This window comes from Pseudomonas sp. NPDC090201 (assembly GCF_044746825.1).
Classification (GTDB): Bacteria; Pseudomonadota; Gammaproteobacteria; order Pseudomonadales; family Pseudomonadaceae; genus Aquipseudomonas; species Aquipseudomonas putida_AD.
Map to the genome: position 1 here is coordinate 51,158 of NZ_JBIVCX010000011.1, position 20,258 is coordinate 71,415.

A 20,258-nucleotide genomic window follows, 5' to 3' on the forward strand; every position below is an offset into this window, starting at 1 on the left:
TTTTTGATTGTATTGATTCTGCGCCTTAGCATTCCCGGCATGCAACAGGCACTGCCTGCCGACTGCACCTCCCCCGCCGTCACCGAGGCCCGACACCATGGAACATGTATCGAAGCTCGAACCCCTGCCCACGCAAAAAGCCTCGAGCGGATGGCTCAACGGTCTGATAGGCGTGATCATTTTCAGCGGGTCGTTGCCGGCCACGCGGATTGCCGTCCAGGAGTTCGCGCCGGTCTTTCTCACCGTCGCACGCGCCTCGATTGCCGGTGCCCTGGCGCTGGGCATGCTGTGGCTGCTCAGGGAAAAGCGCCCTGCCCGGGATCAGTGGTTGCCGCTGTTGATCGTTGCGCTGGGGGTGGTGGTCGGTTTTCCGTTGCTCACCGCGCTGGCCTTGCAATATGTGACCTCTGCGCACTCGATCGTTTTCGTTGGCCTGCTGCCGCTGGCCACTGCCGCGTTTGCCGTGCTGCGCGGTGGCGAGCGCCCGCGCCCGGTGTTCTGGTTGTTTTCGTTGCTGGGCAGCGGGCTGGTGGTGGGCTACGCGCTGGCTCAAGGGCTGACTGCTTCACCCAAGGGCGATTTGCTGATGCTGCTGGCGATGCTGGTGTGCGGGCTGGGGTATGCCGAAGGGGCGAAGTTGTCGAAAACACTGGGTGGCTGGCAGGTCATCAGTTGGGCGCTGGTGCTGTCGCTGCCTGTGATGCTGGCGCTGACCTGGATCACCGCACCTGCATCCTTCGTTCACATCACCCTGCCCGCCTGGCTGAGCCTGGGGTATGTGTCGCTGTTCAGCATGCTGATCGGCTTTGTGTTCTGGTATCGAGGGCTGGCTCAAGGGGGAATCGCTGCGGTTGGCCAGTTGCAGTTGCTGCAACCCTTCTTCGGCCTGGCGCTGGCGGCGACGCTGCTGCACGAGCAGGTGAGCCTTGGCATGCTCGGGGTGACGCTTGCCGTGATCCTGTGCGTTGCCGGCGCCCGCCGATTCGCCCGTTGACATTGCGCTTCGCCACAGAAGACCTGTAGCAGTCCGGCTTGCCGGCGTCGGCGATCTCAAAGACGCCTTCGTGGGCAAGCCCACTCCCACAGGTCATGCGCTATGAAATGACGTGCAAACCACCCTACCCCCTGTGGGAGCGGGCTTGCCCGCGAAGGCGGCAGGATGGGGATAACGGGCGCAAGCACACTCCCACAGGTCATGCGTTGTGAAATGACTTGCAAACCACCCTACCCCTTGTGGGAGCGGGCTTGCCCGCGAAGGCGGCAGGATGGGGATAACGGGCGCCGGGCGTCACCACGCCAGTTTGATGCGACTCTCGAAGACTCGCTCCTGCCCTGTCACCGGATCGACAAAGCGCAGCCCTTGCGCCAGCAACTTCAACGGTTTGTCGTAATCGTCCAGCACATCCTTGAGCACATCCGGGTAAAACGGGTCATTGCAGATAGCCGCCCCTAGCGCTGCCATGTGCACGCGCAACTGGTGCTTCTTGCCGGTCACCGGGTACAGGCCGTAACGCCACAGTTCACCCTGACGCTCGCGCACCTCGATGCGGGTTTCGGTATTGCCCTGCCCCGGGCCTTCCTGCATCCGGAAAAACGGCTCGCCATCGACCAGCCGGCTTTTGTGCACCCTTGGAAACTCCACCTCCGGCAGCGCCTTGGCGATGGCTTCGTAGGATTTGTCGATCTGCCGTGTCGGAAACAACGCCTGGTACGCCGAGCGGCTCTGTTTGTTCGCCGAAAACAGCACCAGCCCCGCCGTGTGCCGGTCGATACGGTGCAGCGGCACCAGATGGGGGTTGTCGAGCGTGCGAATCAGGCGCCGCAGCAACGTCTGCTCGACATACTCGCCAGCAGGCGTCACCGGCAGGAAATGCGGCTTGTCCGCCACCACCAGATGCTCATCCGCATACAGAATGGTTTCCTGCACCGGAATCGGCACTTCATTGGGCACTTCGCGGAAATAGTGAATGCGCAGCCCTTCGCGATAGGGCAAATCCAGGGCGATGGGCTGCCCTTCCCCGTCAAGCACCCGGCCACGGGCGATGCGGTCGAGCCATTGCTCGCGGCCGATGGCGCGGAAGTGATCGCAAAGACAGTCGAGCACCGTCAGCCACGGGCCTGGCGGCAGATAGAGGGTGCTGGCCTGAGTGTCGGCGGGGGCGAAAACGGACTGCGACATGAATGACTCTGGATCGGGAAAGCCTGGATTATCCCCTACCCTCGGCGCTTGTGCGAGCCAGCCGGAGCGCGCGACCTTATGTCGCACGCCGAAACACGACCAGTTGTCTGACAACTAGATGACGCCGGTAGCCTCTCAAGTTGATTTGTTCTAAAATGTTTCCAAATCGGCAAGCAGGCGCGCACCCGAACGCACATCCCTTCATGGATGCTCGACACCGAAAACGCCTGCCAGACCTGACCTCATAAAAAGAAAGCCCGTCCTCGACGGGCTTTTTTCGTTTTCAGCTTTTGCAAACGCCCGTCAGGCGCAACTGCCCTACAGATTTCATTTTAAAACTTTGAGGAAACACCATGCTCGGCCAACTGTTTCAATGGATCAAACGCCTTTCCACCGGTACTTCGGTGGAAAACGAAGAGAACTACTCGCAGTCCTTCTCGGATGACGAGCATGACATGGGCCGCTGGACCTTCATGTCGGTCGCCATCATCTTCACTCTGAGCCTGTACGTGGTGGCCGGTCTTGGCTATTTCGCCAAGGTGCACGTCTGGGACGGCATGACCGAAGCGCAGAAAGAAGCCGTTGCCAAGGCAATGGTCGTGGACACTCAGTACCTGTAATCCCGCAAGCGTGGCTGCCGCTGGCAACAAAGCTAGCGCAGAAACACCACCACCTGATCGGTGTCGAACGGCCAGTCCAGTTCGGCACCGGTGTCGGTGCGCCGCAGCACCGGAATCCGCAAGCCGTAGGCTTCATTCATTGCCTGACTCTCGGCGATATCCACCAACTCCACCAGCAAGCCATGCTCCACCAACGGCATCAGCTCGGCCTCGGCGACTTCGCACAAATGACAGCCCAGGGTTCCGAACAGTTGGCATTCCGGCGGCATGGAGTGATCCTCTGGTCACGAGCGGCAGCATAGAGCGCCAGTTTAGGCCCGCCCCGAAATGACGTCGAGCCTCAACCGGCGCCGCACCGCCGCCCAGGCGATCAGTCGTGGCTGACCGCCCCGATCTTGTGGATCGACAGATCCGCGCCGTAATACTCCTGCTCCTGATTCAGGCGCAGGCCCAGGCAGCGCCTGATCAGCCCGTACACCGCAAAGCCCCCGGCCAGTGCAACGACCACACCCAGCGCGGTGCCGATCAACTGGCTCATCAGGCTGACCCCGCCCATCCCGCCCAGGCTGACCTGGCCAAAGATGCCGCAGGCAATCCCGCCCCAGACGCCGCACACACCGTGCAGCGGCCAGACGCCCAGCACGTCGTCGATCTTCCAGCGCACTTGCGCGGCCGTGAAACACCAGACGAACACGGCACCTGCGATCACCCCCGTGAGCAGTGCGCCCACCGGGTGCATCAGATCAGAACCGGCACAGACTGCCACCAGCCCGGCCAGCGGACCGTTGTGCAGGAAGCCTGGGTCATTGCGACCGACGATCAGCGCTGCGACCGTGCCGCCGACCATCGCCATCAGCGAATTGACCGCCACCAGCCCACTGACGCCGTCGAGCGTCTGCGCACTCATGACGTTGAAGCCGAACCAGCCGACGATGAGAATCCACGATCCCAGCGCCAGGAACGGAATGCTCGAAGGCGGATACGCCACCAGCTTGCCGTCGCGATAGCGGCCGTTGCGCGCACCGAGCAAGGTCACGGCCGCCAGCGCCAGCCAGCCGCCCATGGCGTGCACCACCACGGAACCTGCGAAGTCATGGAAGCTTGCGCCGAAGGTCTTGAGCAACCAGGCCTGCAATCCGAAGTTGCCGTTCCACACCATGCCTTCGAAGAACGGATACACAAACGCGACGATCAGCACCGTGGCGCACAGCTGCGGCGCGAACTTCGCCCGCTCGGCGATGCCACCGGAGATGATCGCCGGGATCGCGGCGGCAAAGGTCAGCAGGAAGAAGAATTTCACCAGGCCGTAGCCGTGATCCGTCGCCAGCACAGCGGCGGGCTGGAGAAAATTCACCCCATAGGAAATCCAGTAGCCAATAAAGAAGTAGGCCAGGGTCGATACGGCGAAGTCACTGAGGATTTTCGACAGCGCATTGACCTGGTTCTTCTGGCGCACCGTGCCGACTTCCAGAAAGGCGAACCCGGCGTGCATGGCCAGAACCATGACCGCGCCGATCAGAATGAACAGGGTATTGGAGCTGTGGACCAGGGTGTCCACTGCGCTTTGCATGTTTTCCATCGAGAGGCAGGCCTGCAATTAACGAAAAGCACCAAAGCAGCACAACCCTTCTATCCCGCGCCAGGAAAAGCACCAAATAGGCGCACCCTGAGACCTCTGCGACCCGCTTTGGCGCACGCAGAAAGACAGAAATGTTGAACGCTGGGGCGTTTTTCCAGGTTTTATGATTCAGGTTCTAGGTTTTGCCGGCTTGACCGACATGCGCGCTCTGCATTGGAGCGCGCCGCCTCCCTGGCGCACCATCGCAAAGCAAAACCTGTACCAGCCAACCGGCACTCATCTGCGGGGAATTGGAATGAACCTTCAGTAATGAGCCATACTCGAAACCCAATATTGCCACCCCAACGGAGAACATCATGGCTCGCCCAACAGCAGAGAAAGCCCAGGACATATTGATGGCAGATTTCCAGACACTGGTTGCCGACACGGAAAAGCTGCTGGCGCACACGGCCTCCCTGGCCGGCGATCAGGCTGACGAGCTGCGCGACCAGATCAACGACAGCCTGCTGCGCGCCCGTGAAACCCTGGCCCTGGCCGAGCAGACCCTACGCGAACGCGGCAAGGATGCACTGGCAGCGACCGAAGATTACGTGCAGACCAACCCATGGCAATCAGTGGGCATCGCCGCCGGCGTCGGCTTCCTGCTGGGCCTTCTGGCCACTCGGCGCTGATCGGCATGACGTCTGAAACGGGTCCATCCGGGACCGACCACACTTCCTCGCCACGCCGGTTGGGCGCGGCATTTCTGGGCCTGCTGCATAGCCATGTCGAGTTGTTCGGCATCGAGCTGCAGGAACAGAAAGCCCGCACCGTCAGCCTGTTGCTATTTGCAGGGCTGGCGCTGGTGTTTGCCTTGCTGCTGCTGATCGGCTTGTCGGCGCTGCTGCTGATTCTGGTCTGGGACAGTTATCGCCTGACCGGCATCATCGGGCTCTGCGTGTTCTATTCCCTGGCGGCGCTGTTTTGCGCGATGCGCCTCAAGGCAGCAGTGTTCGATGAGTCTTCCCCCTTCCATTCCACTCTGGAAGAACTGGCCAACGACCGCGAGCGACTGATGCCATGAGCCTGCCCCAACTGCCCCAGACCCATAACCGTCGCGAGTTGCGCAAGGCGTTGATCCGCCTGCGCATGGAGATGCACCGTCAGGAGATTCGGCACGAGTCGGCGCAACTGATGCGGCCCCTGCATCGCATGCGCGGCATGGCCCACGACCTGCCCGGCTCGCTGGGCATCAAGCACGCGCCGCTGTGGGGAGTCGGCATCGTGTCCCTGCTCGGCTTTCTCACCGGTAAGGGTACGCGCAGCCAGCGCACAGGCAGCGTGACCCGGCTGATCAAGCTGAGCGCCAGCCTGATGCCGATCATCAAACTCATCCTGCAAGGCACCTCGCGCCGTCCTTGAGATGGCCTTTTGGCTGCATTCTTGCAACACACCCAGGCCTACGCCCTCGCTCGACGATGCATGTCGGGCCAGGGCGTAGCCGTTTGTGTCGACAATAATGCCAATGACCCATAAGGAGGCCATGTGATCGATGGGCAACCGCTAGCCTGTTTTCAGCCGTTCATCGATACCGCGACAGGCCGGATCGCAGGCGTGGAAGCGCTGGGGCGCCTGCGTCAGGACGACGGTCGCCTTGCCTCGGTGGGGCCGCTGTTCGCCGACCCCAGAAGGCCTGCCGCCGAGCTGCGCCGCCTGGACCGGCTGATCCGCGACAACGCCCTGCAACGCCTGCACGAGGCCCCCGCCGACTGGTTCCTGAGCCTGAACATTTCGCCGCGCTGGATCAGCCGCCTGCGTCCCGACCAGCCGCTGCCCAGCCTCAAGCAGCTGCAACGCCACGGCATCGCGGCGCAGCGGATCGTCTTCGAAATCACCGAGCTGGGCGGCGACAGCCAGCGGCTCTCCGACGTGGTGGCGCGTTATCGACAAGCCGGTGCGCGCATTGCCATCGACGATTTCGGTGCAGGCTACTCCCAACTGGACCGGGTGCTGGCCTTGCAGCCGGACATCCTCAAGCTCGACATGCGCCTGTTCCAGGCGGCGGCGCGAGGCGGACCGAGCAGCGACGTGGTCAAGGCCCTGGCGCAAATGGCGGAAAAGACCGGTTGCTGGATCATCGCCGAGGGCGTCGAGACCGAGGCCGAACTGCATTTCGCTCTGGAGTGCGGCTCGCGCTACGTGCAGGGTTTTCTCTTTGCCCAGGCCGAGACTGACTTCTTCGCCGCCGACGCCTTCGTCGAGCGCTTCGCGCAACTGCGTGACGGCTACGTGCAGCGCAAGGTGGTCGAGCGCGAGCGCCTGATGACGCTGCGCAAGCAACTGTGCCAGCTCATGCAACGGCTTCAGGGCTGGGCCGAGGGCAACGCGCCGCTGGACGAGCTGCCGAACGTGGCGGATTTCCCCTGGCTGCTGCGCTTCTATCAATGCGACCGCCACGGCACCCAGTTGACCCCCAACCTTGAGTGGCAGAACGGCGCCTGGCTGGCCGACACCCGCTACCTGGGCCATAACTGGTCCTGGCGGCCTTACTTTTACCACCTGCTCGCCGAGGGCTGGCATGAGCGCCGGCTGACCCTGTCCAACACCTACCGCGACGCCACCAGCAACCAGTATTGCCTGACCGCCGGGCAGTTTTTCGACAACGGCCAGCGGCTGCTGCTGATCGACGTCGACGCGGCAGGTTTCTGATTCACGCCCCGTCACGATCTGCCCCTTGCAGCTTTGCGGGGGAGGCGTGAAGCTAGGCCGGTAATCACCCGATGGAGTACCGGCCTTGGATTGGCAAACACTGCTTACCCGCGAGCGCCTCGGCAAGACCCTGCACAGCCCCGAAGAACTGGGCCGCAGCCCGTTCCACAAGGATCATGACCGCATCATCTTCTCCGGCGCCTTCCGCCGTCTCGGCCGCAAGACCCAGGTCCACCCCGTCACCAGCAACGACCACATCCATACCCGCCTGACCCACTCGCTGGAAGTCAGTTGCGTGGGCCGCTCGCTGGGCATGCGTGTGGGCGAAACCCTGCGCAGCGCCCTGCCCGACTGGTGCGAGCCGAGCGACCTGGGCATGGTCGTGCAGTCGGCGTGCCTGGCCCACGACATCGGCAACCCGCCGTTCGGCCACTCGGGTGAAGACGCCATCCGCAACTGGTTCAAGCAGGCCGCAGGCCGCGGCTGGCTCGACGCAATGAGCGACGCCGAACGCAGCGACTTTCTCAATTTCGAAGGCAACGCCCAGGGCTTTCGCGTCCTGACGCAACTGGAGTATCACCAGTTCGAAGGTGGCACCCGGCTGACCTACGCGACCCTGGGCACCTACCTGAAATACCCCTGGACCGCCCGCCACGCCGACGCCCTGGGCTACAAGAAACACAAGTTCGGCTGTTACCAGAGCGAGCTGCCGATCCTTGAGCAGATCGCCGGCAAGCTCGGCCTGCCGCAACTGGAAGACCAGCGTTGGGCGCGTCACCCGCTGGTGTACCTGATGGAGGCGGCGGATGATATCTGCTACGCGCTGATCGACCTTGAAGACGGCCTGGAAATGGAGCTGCTGACCTACCCCGAGGTCGAGTCGCTGCTGCTAGGCCTGGTGGGCGATGATCTGCCGGAAACCTACCGTCAACTGGGCCCTGGCGACTCGCGCCGGCGCAAACTGGCGATCCTGCGCGGCAAGGCCATCGAACACCTGACCAACGCCGCCGCCCGCGCCTTCGTCGAGCAGCAGGACGCGCTGCTGGCGGGCACCTTGCAGGGTGATCTGGTGGAGCACATGCACGGCCCCGCCAAGCGTTGCGTGCTCAACGCCAAGGACATGGCCCGCAAGAAAATCTTCCAGGACAAACGCAAGACCCTGCACGAGATCGGCGCCTACACCACGCTCGAGATCCTGCTCAACGCATTCTGTGGCGCGGCCCTGGAACAGTTCGATGGTCACACGCCGTCGTTCAAGAGCCGACGCATCCTGGACTTGCTGGGCAACAACGCCCCGGATCCGAAGTGGCCGCTGCACACTTCTTTCCTCAGGGTCATCGACTTCATTGCCGGCATGACCGACAGCTACGCCAGCGAAATGGCCCGTGAAATGACTGGCCGCTCCAGCCCGGTCTGACTTTTTCATCGAAAACAGCCCGAAGTCAGGCGTGACTTCGGGCTTTTCTTTTCACCATTTCAGGAAAAGAAAACCGAATTCTCGGAAACTTCCTACAAGGCGCTCGGAAACGGCCTATCGTCGCTTCACAGCACCTGCCGAATAATCCGGCCGTCCCACAGGCCGGTCCCGATACTCACCAGCCCTGAACGCCTCACCGCGCCTGCTCCCGGACGAGCGCCCTGTCCAATCAGCCACCCATGCCTCTTTCCGGACGACCCGATGCCCAGACATACCCTACGAATCCTGCTGGTAGAGGATCATCCATTCCAGCTCATCGCCTTGCAGGTCCTGCTGAACAACCACGGGTTGTATCGAGTGACGCCTGCGTTGAACGCCACCGAAGCCCTCGCAGCGCTGGAGCGCAGCCCCGAGCCCTATGACCTTCTGCTCTGCGACCAGCGCCTGCCGGGCATGGACGGCGCGGACCTGATCGAGACTGCCAGCACGCGCGGGCTGATTCGCCACGCGGTGTTGCTCAGCGGCCTTGAGCCCACGCAGCTTGCCGAGATCGAAAGCGAAGCCCGCCGCCGAGGGCTTCCATTACTGGGTTGCCTGACAAAACCCATGAACACCCTTGAACTTTTGCAACTTATATCACCCGAATCAAGTGACCTCTGACCCCACTTCGACATCCAATCACAGATTGATGCAAATGAAGATAGCGCGCACACCCGAAAAGGTGAAACGGCGCCTGACTGTTTCAAAATCTGACACTGTTTAAATATGTAGCTCGATACTTATGTTCATGTAGGAACATTCCTAATCGAAATAAACGGGCGCATTCTGATAACTGCTTTCGCCTGGCTGCAGGCTTTGCATTTTTTAAACATTTATGCACATTACGAGCATTTACGTACGGAAAGCCGCTAAATCATGTAGGAACTTTCCTATATATGGCCGCAGACCTGTTCTGTCCATGCGCGCCCTCGAACATCTGCGATAAGGTTCGCGCTTTCTTCGCTGCCTGTTATGGATTGAATCATGAACTCAGTTTTTATCATCGACGATCATCCCGTCGTTCGCCTGGCCATCAGAATGCTGCTGGAAAACGAAAACTACGAGATCGTCGGCGAGACCGACAATGGCGTCGACGCCATGCAGATGGTGCGTGAATGCATGCCGGACCTCATCATTCTCGACATCAGCATCCCGAAGCTCGATGGCCTGGAGGTGCTGGCCCGGTTCAACGCCATGAATCTTCCCGCAAAGATTCTGGTATTGACCGCCCAGGCACCGGGGCTCTTTGCAATACGTTGCATGCAATCGGGTGCCGCAGGTTATGTATGCAAACAGGAAGACCTCAGTGAACTTGTCAGCGCGGTGAAAGCGGTATTATCCGGCTACAATTACTTTCCAAGCCAGGCGCTCGGCGCAATGTCGGCCCGCGATGGTGACCCGGACGAACTCGAGCGTTTCAAACTGGTCAACGACCGCGAATTGATGGTATTGCAGCTATTTGCCCAGGGGCGAACAAACAAGGAAATCGCCAAGGGCATGTTCCTGAGCAACAAGACGGTCAGTACATACAAGACCCGCCTCATGCAAAAACTCAAAGCCAAGACTCTGGTTGAACTAATAGAGATGGCTAAACGCAATTCGCTGGTGTGAGAGATAGGATGTCGAAGGGGCTAAAGGACTACTGCATAGCAGCCGCATTCGCCTGTCTGAGCCTGACCGCTCAGACCCAGGCCCATGCGGCCGAACGTTACACCCTGCTGAGTCGTTCGAATCCGGCGCACATGGACGTCACGCTGGATCGAACCCAATGGCAGTGGGTGCGCAACAAGCGCGAACTGATCCTGGGCACGACCGCTCCGGACTACCCCCCGTTCGACATGACCCTGACCGGTCACGATTACGAAGGCTTCACCGCAGACTACGCCGGTATCCTGGGCCGCGCCCTGGAGCTGCCGGTCAAGGTCCTGCGCTTCGAAACGCGGGACCAGGCCATCGACGCCCTCGTCGACGGCCAGATCGACCTGCTGGGCAGCGCCAATGGCTACGAGGCCGCCACGGGTCGCATCACCCTGTCATCGCCCTACGCGGTCGATCAGCCGGTGCTGGTCACCCGCACCGGCGAGACCCGGTCGCTGACCGATGGCCTCAACGGCCTGCGCTTGAGCATGGCGTACCACTACCTGCCGCCGGACGACATCAGGGCGCTGTACCCCAAGGCCCGGCTGGAACTCTTTCCCTCGTTCCAGAGCGCGATCAACGCCGTGGCCTTCAATCAGGCCGACGTTTTCCTGGGCGATGCCATTTCCACGCACTACGTCATCAGCAAGGGCTATCTGAACAACATCCAGATGGCCAACTTCGGCAAGCACGAGGCCAACGGCTTCAGCTTTGCCGTGCGCGCGGACAACACAGCGTTGCTGGACGTGGTCAACCTGGTGCTCAAGGGCATCCCGATCGACGAACGCATTGCCATCTCCAAACGCTGGGGCGCGGGCACCGACCTGCTGCTGACCGATCAGAAACTGCTGCTCACCCAGCGCGAAGAGCGCTGGATCGCCCAGCACCCCAAGGTGCGCGTGCTGATAAACGACGCCTACGCCCCCCTGACCTTCTTCGATGCCAGCGGCAACTTTCGAGGGGTGACCGCCGACCTGCTCGACCTGATCCGCCTGCGCACCGGCCTGCAATTCGAAGTCAGCCGCGCACCCAGCATGGCCGACATGATGAACCGCGTGAGCCAGGGCCAGGCCGACCTGATCGGCGCGCTGGCGCCCAGCGACGAGCGCGAGGCACGCTTCAATTTCAGTCGCCCGTACATGGACAACGCCTTCGTGCTGGTCACCCGCAAGGAGCCGGCGAGCCCCGCCAACCTTGAACAACTGGATGGCAAACGCGTGGCCCTGGCCCTCGGCAGCCCGACCCTGCCCTACCTGCGGCGAGAGCATCCGCGCATCTATCCAGTGGAAGTCGACAACCCGCCACAGGCACTGGACATGCTCGCCCACGGCCGGGTCGAAGGCGCCGTCACCTCGCTGTTCAGCGCCAGCTACTACATCTCTTCCCGGGCCCTGCAGAACGATTTGCAAATGCGCGTCACGGTAGGCCAGGAGCCGGCACGCATCGCGATGGCCACCTCGCGCAATGCCACCGAGCTCACGGCCATCATCGACAAGGCCCTGTCAAGCATCGCACCCGAAGACCTGGCCGTGATCAACAACCGCTGGAGAACCTACATCCCACCCAGCCGCGGCGCCTGGCAGGACTACCAGTTGCTGGTCTACCAGATCGTCGTCGGTGCGGGCTTGCTGCTGCTCGGCTCGCTGGCCTGGAACGCCTGGATGCGCCGCCAGATCAAACAGCGCGAGCGAGCAGAAAGGGCGCTCAGCGATCAGTTCGAATTCATGAGCGCGCTGGTCAACGGCACGCCGCACCCCATCTACGTGCGCGATCGCAAGGGCCTGTTGCAGATGTGCAACGAGAGCTACCTGACGGCGTTTTCGGCCAGGCGCGAAGAGGTGATCGGCAAGACCATCCTGGACGGCGTGCTCAGCGATGCCCAGGAGGCCCGCCAGTACGTTGCCGACTATCAGCAGGTGATGACCGATGGCGCGCCGCTGATCCTGGACCGCTCGCTGCATATCGGCGACCGCTCGCTGACCATCTATCACTGGATCCTGCCGTTCCGTGATTCCCTGGGCAAGGTCCAGGGCATCATCGGCGGCTGGATCGACATCAGCGAACGGCGCCAGTTGATCGAGGACCTGCAATCGGCCAAGCAGCAGGCCGACGACGCAAACCGGGCCAAGAGCACCTTCCTGGCAACCATGAGCCACGAAATCAGGACCCCCATGAATGCCGTCATCGGCATGCTGGAACTGGCCCTCAAGCGCGCCGATCAGGGCCAGCTCGACCGCCCCGCCATTGAGGTGGCCTACAGTTCGGCCAAGGACCTGCTGGAGTTGATCGGCGATATTCTCGACATCGCCCGCATCGAGTCAGGCCGCCTGACCCTCAGTCCCGAACGCGCCAACCTGCGCCAACTGGTCGAGTCGGTGGTCCGGGTGTTCGACGGCCTGGCCCGGCAGAAGAGCCTGACCCTGCAACTGGACCTGGACAGCCGGACCAACATCGACGTGCTGATCGACCCGCTGCGCTTCAAGCAGATTCTCTCCAACCTGATCAGCAACGCGATCAAGTTCACCCCGCAGGGGCAGATTCGCATCAGCCTGCAGAGCGAGGACGCCACCAGTGAACAGCTGATCCGCCTGATGGTGGTCATCCAGGACAGCGGCATCGGGATTTCCGACGAAGACCAGCAGCGCCTGTTCGCCCCCTTCGCCCAGGCGGACAACAGCGGGCAACTGGCAAGGACCGGCGCCGGGCTGGGCCTGGTGATCTGCCGCAGCCTGTGCGAAATGATGGGCGGGACCCTTACCCTTGACAGCCAGCCGGGCGTCGGAACCCGGGTGCAGATGACCTTCGAGCTGATGACCCTCGACCCCTTGGCCAACCTGCCCGCGCCAAAAGAAAACGACGCCCACGGCGCGGCCACACTGGACATCCTGGTGGTCGACGACCATCCCGCCAACCGCCTGTTGCTGTGTCAGCAACTGGGATTCCTGGGGCATCGTTGCGAGATCGCCGAACAGGGCGCCGAGGGGCTGGAGCACTGGCTGGCCCGGCATTTCGATCTGGTCATCGTCGATTGCAACATGCCCGTGATGAACGGCTATGACCTGGCGCGCGCCATCCGCGCCCACGAACAGGAGCAAGGCCTTGCACCCTGCATCGTGCTGGGCTTCACCGCCAACGCCCAGCCCGAAGAGAAGCAGCGCTGCCGCGAGGCGGGCATGGACGACTGCCTGTTCAAACCCATCAGCCTGAACGCGCTCAATGATCGCCTGTCACGGGTCGGCGTGCGCCCAGGGCGCCCGGAGCAGCAGCAGCGCGGCAGCCCGCCCTTCGAGATGAGCAGCATCGTGGCATTGACCGGGGATCGCCCGGAAATGATCCAGCACCTGATCGACCAGTTGATCCGCAGTTGCCGTGACGACGCCGCCGAACTGGTCCAGGCGAGTGCACGGGGTGACAGGCAGGAGATTCATGACGTCGCGCACAAGATCAAGGGCGCGGCGAAGATCATCAGCGCGGGCCGGGTGATCGATTTGTGCGGGCAACTGGAACTGGCGTGCGACGACCACGCCGGTGAAACGCTGCTCGCCCCATTGGGACAGCGCCTCGTCGAGGCCATGGCCGCGCTGGAACAAGGGCTGTTACAGCACCAGCAGCGCTGACAGGGTCACAGAAAGCAAAAAGGGAAGCAGGCTCGACGCCAGCTTCCCCTTGTTCAACGCGGTAGCAGTCAGGCAACCGGGTTGATCGGCTTCTCAGGGTACCAGGCATCCATCAGCGGGCTGACTTCGACCTTGGTCACTTCGCTGCGAGCTTTCAACCAGCTTTCGACGGTGGCGCGCTGCTCTTCGGTGACCGAGCCACGCTTGGCCGAGCACACCAGACCGTAGTCATCGCCGCCAACGTAGTCCAGACCGTTGGCATCCATCGCCTCTTCCAGGAAAGCGTCGAGGAAGGCATCGACCGCCGCATCGTCCAGGTCTTCCTTGAACTCCAGGTTCAATTCAAAGCCCAGCTCCTGAAATTCATCGACGCACAGTTTTTTGCGCAGACGGCGGGAACGATTAGTCGCCATGGAAACAATCCTCAAAAGTAAATATCGGGCGGCACTCTACCAGCTTGGGCGCCCAAAAGCCCGAAAACCACGCCGTCGCCCGACGACACAGCGCAGAAAGTCAGGTTTTAACGTGACAATCGGCAGGCATTTGCAAAAATAGCCGCTTTTGACGGCGATACTCTGGCGCAAGTCACCAAAGCTTGCGGCATAATGCCGCTTTATCGGAGGGCTTCTGTACCTTCCGGCGGCGCGGGACTTTTTCACCCGTTCCGGTTTTTCGAGTCATGAGGGAATCCATCCCCTCTCCATCTGGTCTTGCAGTAGGGTTTTATTGAATGATTAAATCTTTGCGTCCCCTGTTTCTCGCCTCCCTGCTTCTGCCGATTTCTTTCTGCGTTTCTGCCGCCCCCATCAATACCGCGCTGCCGCCCAAGGTCGAGCAGGCCCTCAAGGCCAGCAAACTCGACAGCAACGCACTGTCACTGGTGTTGCTGCCACTGACCGGGCCGGGTACCCCGACCGTCTTCAACGCCGACGTCTCCGTCAACCCGGCCTCGACCATGAAGCTGGTCACCACCTATGCGGCACTCGAAATGCTCGGCCCAACCCACCAGTGGAAGACCGAGTTCTACACCGATGGCACCCTGAGCAACGGCGTGCTGCGCGGCAACCTGTACCTCAAGGGTGGCGGCGACCCGAAGCTGAACATGGAAAAGCTCTGGCTGCTGATGCGTGACCTGCGCTCCAACGGCGTACAGCAGGTGACCGGTGACCTGGTGCTCGACCGCAGCCACTTCGTCCAGCCGCAACTGCCAGTGTTCGACGATGACGGCAACGACAAGAACAAACCGTTCCTGGTGCGCCCCGACTCGCTGATGGTCAACCTCAAGGCCCTGCGCTTCGTGACCCGCAACGACGGCGGCAAGATCCTGGTGTCGGTGGAGCCGCCGATTGCCGCGATCCGCATCAACAACCAGGTCAAGGCGCTGGCGTCGAACAAGTGCACCGGTGACGTGCTGTACAACCCGGTGCCGGAAGCCGACGGCGGCATTACCGTGACGGTGTCCGGCCAACTGGGTGACGGCTGCAACTCGCAAACCTATCTGTCGCTGCTCGATCATCCGACCTACACCGCAGGTGCGGTGCGCGCGATCTGGCAGGAACTGGGCGGCACCATCCTGGGCAAGGACCGCCTGGACGTCGTGCCGGGCAGCGCCAAACTGCTGGCCAAGGCCTACTCGCCGGATCTGGCTGAAATCATTCGCGACATCAACAAGTTCAGTAACAACACCATGGCCCAGCAACTGTTCCTGAGCTTGGGTTCGGAGTTCCGCAACGAGGCCGACGGCGACGATGCCAAGGCTGCGCAGCGAGTGATCCGCCAGTGGCTGGCGAAGAAAGGCATCACCGCCCCGCACCTGGTAATGGAGAACGGCTCGGGCCTGTCCCGCGCCGAACGTGTCAGCGCCCGGGAAATGGCGCAGATGCTGCAAGCCGCCTGGAACAGCCCGTATCAAGCCGAGTTCATGAGCTCCCTGCCGCTGGCCGGCATGGACGGCACCATGCGCAAGCGCCTCAAACGCACCGCGCTGCGTGGCGAAGCCCACATCAAGACCGGCACCCTGAACACCGTGCGCGCCATCTCGGGCTTCAGCCGTGACAGCAACGGCAACACTTGGGCCGTGGTCGCCATCCTCAACGACCCTCGGCCATGGGGTGCCTCGTCGATTCTCGATGAAGTGCTGGTGAGCATGTTCAACCAGCCAAAACTGGCGAACACCACGATATCGCTGCAGCAGTAATGCCTCTGTCGTGAAAAAGACCGATCCCTCGCTGGATCGGTTTTTTTTTGCCCATTGCCCACTGCCGTTTCTGACACAGACGTCATGAACAGCGCCCACCAGCGGCGCTATGCTCAGTCACTCGCTCCGACCCACAGGACTGTGACCACCATGAAACTCACCACCGGCAAACGACTGCTCGACACCCTGCTGACCTCCAGCCTGCTGGCGTCAGCCCTGCTCATGGCCATCCCCTCCTTCGCCGACGACGCCAAACCCACCCGAGTGCGCGGCGCGATCACCGCTGTCGATGGCGACGTACTCAAGGTGCACAGCAATCGCGGCGAAGACTTGCAGGTCAACCTGACCAAAGACACCCAGGTACGCGGCGTGACCCTCGCCCAGGTCGCCGACATCAAGCCCGGCAGCTACGTAGGCTCAGCCGCGGTTCCGCAAGCGGACGGCACCCTCAAGGCACTGGAAGTCCATGTCTTCCCGCCCGAAATGGCAGGCACCGGCGACGGCCACCGCGCGTTCGACCTGGGCAAGGACAGCACCATGACCAACGGCTCCGTCGGCGACCTGGTCAACAGCAATGGCCGCACCATCACCGTGAACTACAAAGGCGGCCAGAAGAAAATCGTCATCCCCGACGACGTGCCCATCGTCAACCTGGTACCGGCCGACCGCACACTTCTCAAACCCGGCGTGAAAATCGTGCTCCAGGCCCAGAAAGCCGAAGACGGCGCATTGAACGCGATGTCTATTTCAGCGGGTGAGAATGGCGTCACACCGCCGATGTAAAAAGGCCTCGCGGGAGTCAGCTCGCTGGCGGGAAGCGGCCTGAAAACCGCCGACGCCGGCAAGCCGGACTGCTACGGGTTGTGTCTATATCTGTAGGAGCGCGCTTGCCCGCGACGGCGCCCTTGAGATCGCTCCCGCCGGCAAGCCGTGCTGCTACGGGGCGGTGTACAGCCGAATTTATTGATCTTGATCTTCATACGCGACATCCGAAGCAACGGAGCGGCAAATCAGGCGTTACTACGCAGAGCGTGGGAACGATTATCTTGCGCACATCGTCGTCCGGACGCAGCCTAAACCAGGCGCCCCCCTGTAGCAGCACAGCTTGCCGGCGGGGGCGGCCTGAAGATCGCCGACGCCGGCAAGCCGGACTGCTACGGGTTGTGTCTATGTCTGTAGGAGCGCGCTTGCCCGCGACGGCGCCCTCAAGATCGCTCCCGCCGGCAAGCCGTGCTGCTACGGGGCGGTGTACAACCAAGGCTTTTGATCTTGGTGCGCGATGGCACAGGCGCCGCCGGACGCGACGTCAAGGCGCCAGGCCGAGCGCAGGTGTCGTGGAGGGGGATGAGCGGCAGGAAGCCGCGAAAGCCGTGCGGGCCAGGGACGGCCCATCACGGCGTGCCCCCGGAACGGCGCCGGAGGGAGGGAACCGAGACGCAGTCGAGGCCCAGCCTGTCGCAGGGCTTTTTTGGTTACTTTTTCAGCTCTTGGAAAAAGTGACCCGCCGTAAGGGCGGAAGGCGCACTCAGCACCATCCCAAGAAACGGATCTACCCCGATCTGGAAGTCCCCCCGGTGACGCAGAGCGTCACCCAAGGCATTCCCACGCAGAGCGTGGGAACGATCAGCGATCAGCGATCATGCTGCGGGAGGCGAACCATCAGCAGATCAAAGACAAGTAGCCAACGCCGCCCCACGCTGATCTACAGCCTTGCCACCCGCCTTGGCATAGAAACTGATCGCCGTCGAACCACCCTTGCCCGCCACATCGGCAAAATACTCACCCTCGGTGGTATAGACCGTAAACTCACCCGGCTTGCCCTTGTCCATGAACACATCCGCCACATCGCCGAACATCTGCACATTGGCCCAGGTCACCTTGATGCACTCAGCCACCGCAACCGCAGGCTTCTGACTGGCATAAACCTGCACCGGCCCCGCCGAACGCGTCGAATTCAAGCTCATGCACCCCGCCAGCATCGCCAGCGCTACAGCTCCCGCCCAGTGTTTCATGACAGTCCTTTCGATCAAAAAGGAGCGATATTAGCAGCAAGCCAAAGCCGCCCCTATCTTTGTCACACCCGGTCAGTCATCCAGCGGCGCCGGCGGAGCGGACGCAGCCGCCTTGCCAGCCTTGCCGGGCTTGCCGTTCGCAGCCGCCTTGGGCTCTGCGGCAGGAGCAACCGGTGCCGCCGCGGCGGCCTCTTTCTCGGCCATCGGCATCTGGTCGATGGTGCTGAAAATCTCCTTGGGATCGATGGCGCCCTTGTGGTCGATCTTCGTCTCGCCGTCCTTGCCCACCAGAATCACCTGCGCCTCGGAGCCCGCCCGCGCGCCCAGCTTGAGATCGCGGATCAGCGCCATGGTCGACTGGGCGTCCATGTCCTTGCCGTCACGCTTGCCCATCATGTTGACGATGGTATAGAGCACCATGTTGCGCTTGGTGAAGGCCTCCTTGTTGGCCGGCTCGTCGAGACTCTTCTTGAGGCTCACCAGCGTCGGGTCCACCGAACTTGAGGCGATGATGATCAACGGACGAGACCTGCCACGCTCCTGGGCCAGTGGGGTATCGCTGTCGGCCGCCAGCAACGGGCTGGACACGGCAAACAGAATGGCAAGGGTCAGTGACCGACTTAACATACGCACCTCCTTTCGAAATCCATGCACTGATGATCGCGCATCGTGGCAAAAGGTCCAGCCGATGGATTGAAAAATCAGGATTTTTTTCGGGAAAGCAGGCGGCTGGATATCGCCGAGAGGTGCATGCCCCTCGTATGACGGGCGCTGCAGGTTGATAAATTCGAGACAACAAAAAAGGGCGAATCTTTCGATTCGCCCTTTTCGTGACCGCCCAGCAGAGCGGATTTTGTTTGGTAGGCGCGATTGGACTCGAACCAACGACCCCCACCATGTCAAGGTGGTGCTCTAACCAACTGAGCTACGTGCCTGCTGTGAGGCGGCATTCTACGGAATTTCAAAAGTGTGTCAACGTCTTTTTTCACACTAACCCTATGAATATGCGAATTTTTTGCGGTGCCCGTCGCCCACCTCGCAGGCTCGGGAAGTTCTCACCCGCAGAGCCCCCGGCTTTTTCACTGCCTATACTGGAAAAACCAGTGGCTTGCCCGCTCGGGCCTGCTGCGGATCGATTGCCCAGACACCCAGGGGACTGCCATCGTGAACGTGCGCGCCCTGCTGTTTCCCGTGATAGTGATACTCGCTAGCTGCGCATCCGCTCACAAACCTGCGCCCGCCGCCGTCCAGATTCCCGCCGAGACCTGGCATCAGGTGGATCAGGAAATCGTTGCGGCGTCCAAGAACGCGACCCTTCCCGCCCGCCAGTACGCCACCCAGACCATGGACAGCTGGATGGACAGCGTCTACCAGCGCACCGAGACGCACTTCATCCCCTGGTTCGCCGGTTACTGGACCCAGCAGTGGCTGACTCTGAAAGTGAGCTGGTACAAAGTCAGCGCTAAAAAAGGTGAGCCGACCGCCGCCCAGCGCCTGGATGCCTACCTGCAAGAGCAATATCACGAACGCGTGCTGGACCCTGTGTCCAAACAGATCGACCCCGAAGCGGTCATCCATCAGGCAACGGCGTATTACATCCAGCAACTGGGTCAGCAGTTGCCGCAGATTGCACAGCAGCACAACATTCCCGACGATCAGTTCGCCGCGCACCTGAACGACATTCCGGCCATCTCCCTTGCGCCACCGTCCAGCAACGACGCCACCCTGTACCAGTTGGTGCATGCCGAACCCTTGGTGAAGCTGCCCGCTTACATCGCCCTCATCGAGCGTATCCACCGGGCCGCGACAGGACCGGAAGCAGGCAGGCCTGATGCGGGAATCTCTTCGGTCGCCATTCGCTCCAGCGAAAAACTCGAAGCCAGCCTTGCGCCCCGGGGCGCGGCCAGTGCCATTGCGGCGGCCGTCGGCAGGGTCGCCGGGCTGATGATTTCGGTGGGTATGGCCGGGTTCGGTGCCATCACCCATCAGAACGAACGCGCCTCGATGGAAGAACAGATGCGCAACAGCCTCTATACAGCGCTCAATGACAAGAAGCGCAGCCTGATCGACAACCCGGAATTCGGCGTCATGTCCGGGGTGTATTACCTGGCAGGAGAGATCGAAGGCAGTCTGGGCGATGCGCCGTTATTGCCGTCATCCCTGGAAACCGTTGTCCCCGACACACCGCCTCCCCTGCCACCATGATCGGCGCCGGACCGCCGCTGGTCGCCATGATGGCACTATGTTCGAGATCCGACAGCCCAACATCAGG

At 61.8% G+C, this 20,258-nt stretch carries 19 protein-coding genes and 1 tRNA gene; 13 read left to right on the plus strand and 7 right to left on the minus strand.

The annotated features are described in order from the left end of the window. The first annotated feature begins 97 nt into the window (after positions 1-97). Positions 98-994, plus strand: a complete 897-nt coding sequence (locus tag ACIPOO_RS22275) for a DMT family transporter (protein ID WP_400609875.1) — start codon at positions 98-100, stop codon at positions 992-994. A 294-nt stretch (positions 995-1,288) separates the two neighbouring features. Here the strand turns inward: ACIPOO_RS22275 and ACIPOO_RS22280 are convergent, their stop codons facing one another. Beyond that, entirely contained in the window at positions 1,289-2,179 is an 891-nt protein-coding gene (locus tag ACIPOO_RS22280; protein ID WP_400609877.1) for a pseudouridine synthase, read from the minus strand. Positions 2,180-2,532: 353 nt separating this feature from the next. On the opposite strand from ACIPOO_RS22280, the gene ACIPOO_RS22285 reads away from it, so the two are divergent. Beyond that, positions 2,533-2,799: a hypothetical protein gene (locus tag ACIPOO_RS22285; protein WP_274129983.1), complete on the plus strand. Its 267-nt coding sequence runs from the start codon at positions 2,533-2,535 to the stop codon at positions 2,797-2,799. 32 nt (positions 2,800-2,831) lie between these two features. On the opposite strand, the gene ACIPOO_RS22290 is transcribed toward ACIPOO_RS22285, so the two are convergent. After that, the gene (locus ACIPOO_RS22290; RefSeq protein WP_274129984.1) at positions 2,832-3,068 is read right to left on the minus strand and encodes a glutaredoxin family protein; all 237 of its coding nucleotides are present in this window, start codon (positions 3,066-3,068) and stop codon (positions 2,832-2,834) included. 101 nt (positions 3,069-3,169) lie between these two features. Further along, entirely contained in the window at positions 3,170-4,378 is a 1,209-nt protein-coding gene (locus tag ACIPOO_RS22295) for an ammonium transporter (RefSeq protein ID WP_400609879.1), read from the minus strand. Positions 4,379-4,734: 356 nt separating this feature from the next. Here ACIPOO_RS22295 and ACIPOO_RS22300 point away from each other — a divergent pair, with 356 nt between their 5' ends. The 8 genes from ACIPOO_RS22300 (at position 4,735) to ACIPOO_RS22335 (ending at position 13,777) form a co-directional block, all read left to right on the plus strand. Next, positions 4,735-5,049 carry a YqjD family protein gene (locus ACIPOO_RS22300; RefSeq protein WP_274129986.1) on the plus strand — a complete coding sequence of 105 codons (315 nt, stop codon included), beginning with the start codon at positions 4,735-4,737 and terminating at the stop codon, positions 5,047-5,049. 5 nt (positions 5,050-5,054) lie between these two features. After that, a complete protein-coding gene (locus tag ACIPOO_RS22305; RefSeq protein WP_274129987.1) occupies positions 5,055-5,441 on the plus strand; it encodes a phage holin family protein in 387 nt (128 codons plus the stop codon). Next, positions 5,438-5,779 (plus strand): hypothetical protein, encoded by a 342-nt coding sequence (locus ACIPOO_RS22310; protein WP_274129988.1) that lies wholly within the window; start codon positions 5,438-5,440, stop codon positions 5,777-5,779. Before ACIPOO_RS22305 ends, ACIPOO_RS22310 begins: the two co-directional genes overlap by 4 nt. A 123-nt stretch (positions 5,780-5,902) precedes the next feature. Next, entirely contained in the window at positions 5,903-7,066 is a 1,164-nt protein-coding gene (locus tag ACIPOO_RS22315) for an EAL domain-containing protein (protein ID WP_400609882.1), read from the plus strand. An 85-nt stretch (positions 7,067-7,151) separates the two neighbouring features. Further along, entirely contained in the window at positions 7,152-8,483 is a 1,332-nt protein-coding gene (locus ACIPOO_RS22320; protein WP_274129990.1) for a deoxyguanosinetriphosphate triphosphohydrolase, read from the plus strand. A gap of 261 nt (positions 8,484-8,744) precedes the next feature. After that, the gene (locus ACIPOO_RS22325; protein WP_400609884.1) at positions 8,745-9,143 is read left to right on the plus strand and encodes a response regulator; all 399 of its coding nucleotides are present in this window, start codon (positions 8,745-8,747) and stop codon (positions 9,141-9,143) included. Positions 9,144-9,506: 363 nt separating this feature from the next. Continuing rightward, positions 9,507-10,133, plus strand: a complete 627-nt coding sequence (locus ACIPOO_RS22330) for a response regulator (RefSeq protein ID WP_400609886.1) — start codon at positions 9,507-9,509, stop codon at positions 10,131-10,133. An 8-nt stretch (positions 10,134-10,141) separates the two neighbouring features. Further along, entirely contained in the window at positions 10,142-13,777 is a 3,636-nt protein-coding gene (locus tag ACIPOO_RS22335; protein ID WP_400609888.1) for a transporter substrate-binding domain-containing protein, read from the plus strand. A gap of 68 nt (positions 13,778-13,845) precedes the next feature. Here the strand turns inward: ACIPOO_RS22335 and ACIPOO_RS22340 are convergent, their stop codons facing one another. After that, entirely contained in the window at positions 13,846-14,190 is a 345-nt protein-coding gene (locus ACIPOO_RS22340; RefSeq protein ID WP_274130144.1) for a YggL family protein, read from the minus strand. A 317-nt stretch (positions 14,191-14,507) separates the two neighbouring features. Here ACIPOO_RS22340 and dacB point away from each other — a divergent pair, with 317 nt between their 5' ends. Together dacB and ACIPOO_RS22350 are read left to right on the plus strand one after the other, a co-directional pair. Continuing rightward, positions 14,508-15,974 (plus strand): D-alanyl-D-alanine carboxypeptidase/D-alanyl-D-alanine-endopeptidase, encoded by a 1,467-nt coding sequence (gene dacB, locus ACIPOO_RS22345; RefSeq protein WP_400609890.1) that lies wholly within the window; start codon positions 14,508-14,510, stop codon positions 15,972-15,974. Between the two features lie 150 nt (positions 15,975-16,124). After that, complete coding sequence (locus tag ACIPOO_RS22350) at positions 16,125-16,757, plus strand: hypothetical protein (RefSeq protein ID WP_400609892.1); 633 nt, start codon at positions 16,125-16,127, stop codon at positions 16,755-16,757. Between the two features lie 884 nt (positions 16,758-17,641). On the opposite strand, the gene ACIPOO_RS22355 is transcribed toward ACIPOO_RS22350, so the two are convergent. From ACIPOO_RS22355 to ACIPOO_RS22365, 3 genes are all read right to left on the minus strand, one after another. Then, positions 17,642-17,986: a 2-oxoacid ferredoxin oxidoreductase gene (locus ACIPOO_RS22355; RefSeq protein ID WP_274130147.1), complete on the minus strand. Its 345-nt coding sequence runs from the start codon at positions 17,984-17,986 to the stop codon at positions 17,642-17,644. Positions 17,987-18,058: 72 nt separating this feature from the next. Next, entirely contained in the window at positions 18,059-18,613 is a 555-nt protein-coding gene (locus ACIPOO_RS22360; protein ID WP_400609894.1) for a DUF4174 domain-containing protein, read from the minus strand. A gap of 231 nt (positions 18,614-18,844) precedes the next feature. Continuing rightward, positions 18,845-18,921 (minus strand) — tRNA-Val (locus tag ACIPOO_RS22365). A gap of 229 nt (positions 18,922-19,150) precedes the next feature. Between ACIPOO_RS22365 and ACIPOO_RS22370 the strand changes: the two genes are divergently transcribed. Next, positions 19,151-20,191, plus strand: a complete 1,041-nt coding sequence (locus ACIPOO_RS22370) for a hypothetical protein (RefSeq protein ID WP_400609896.1) — start codon at positions 19,151-19,153, stop codon at positions 20,189-20,191. Positions 20,192-20,258: the final 67 nt, after the last annotated feature.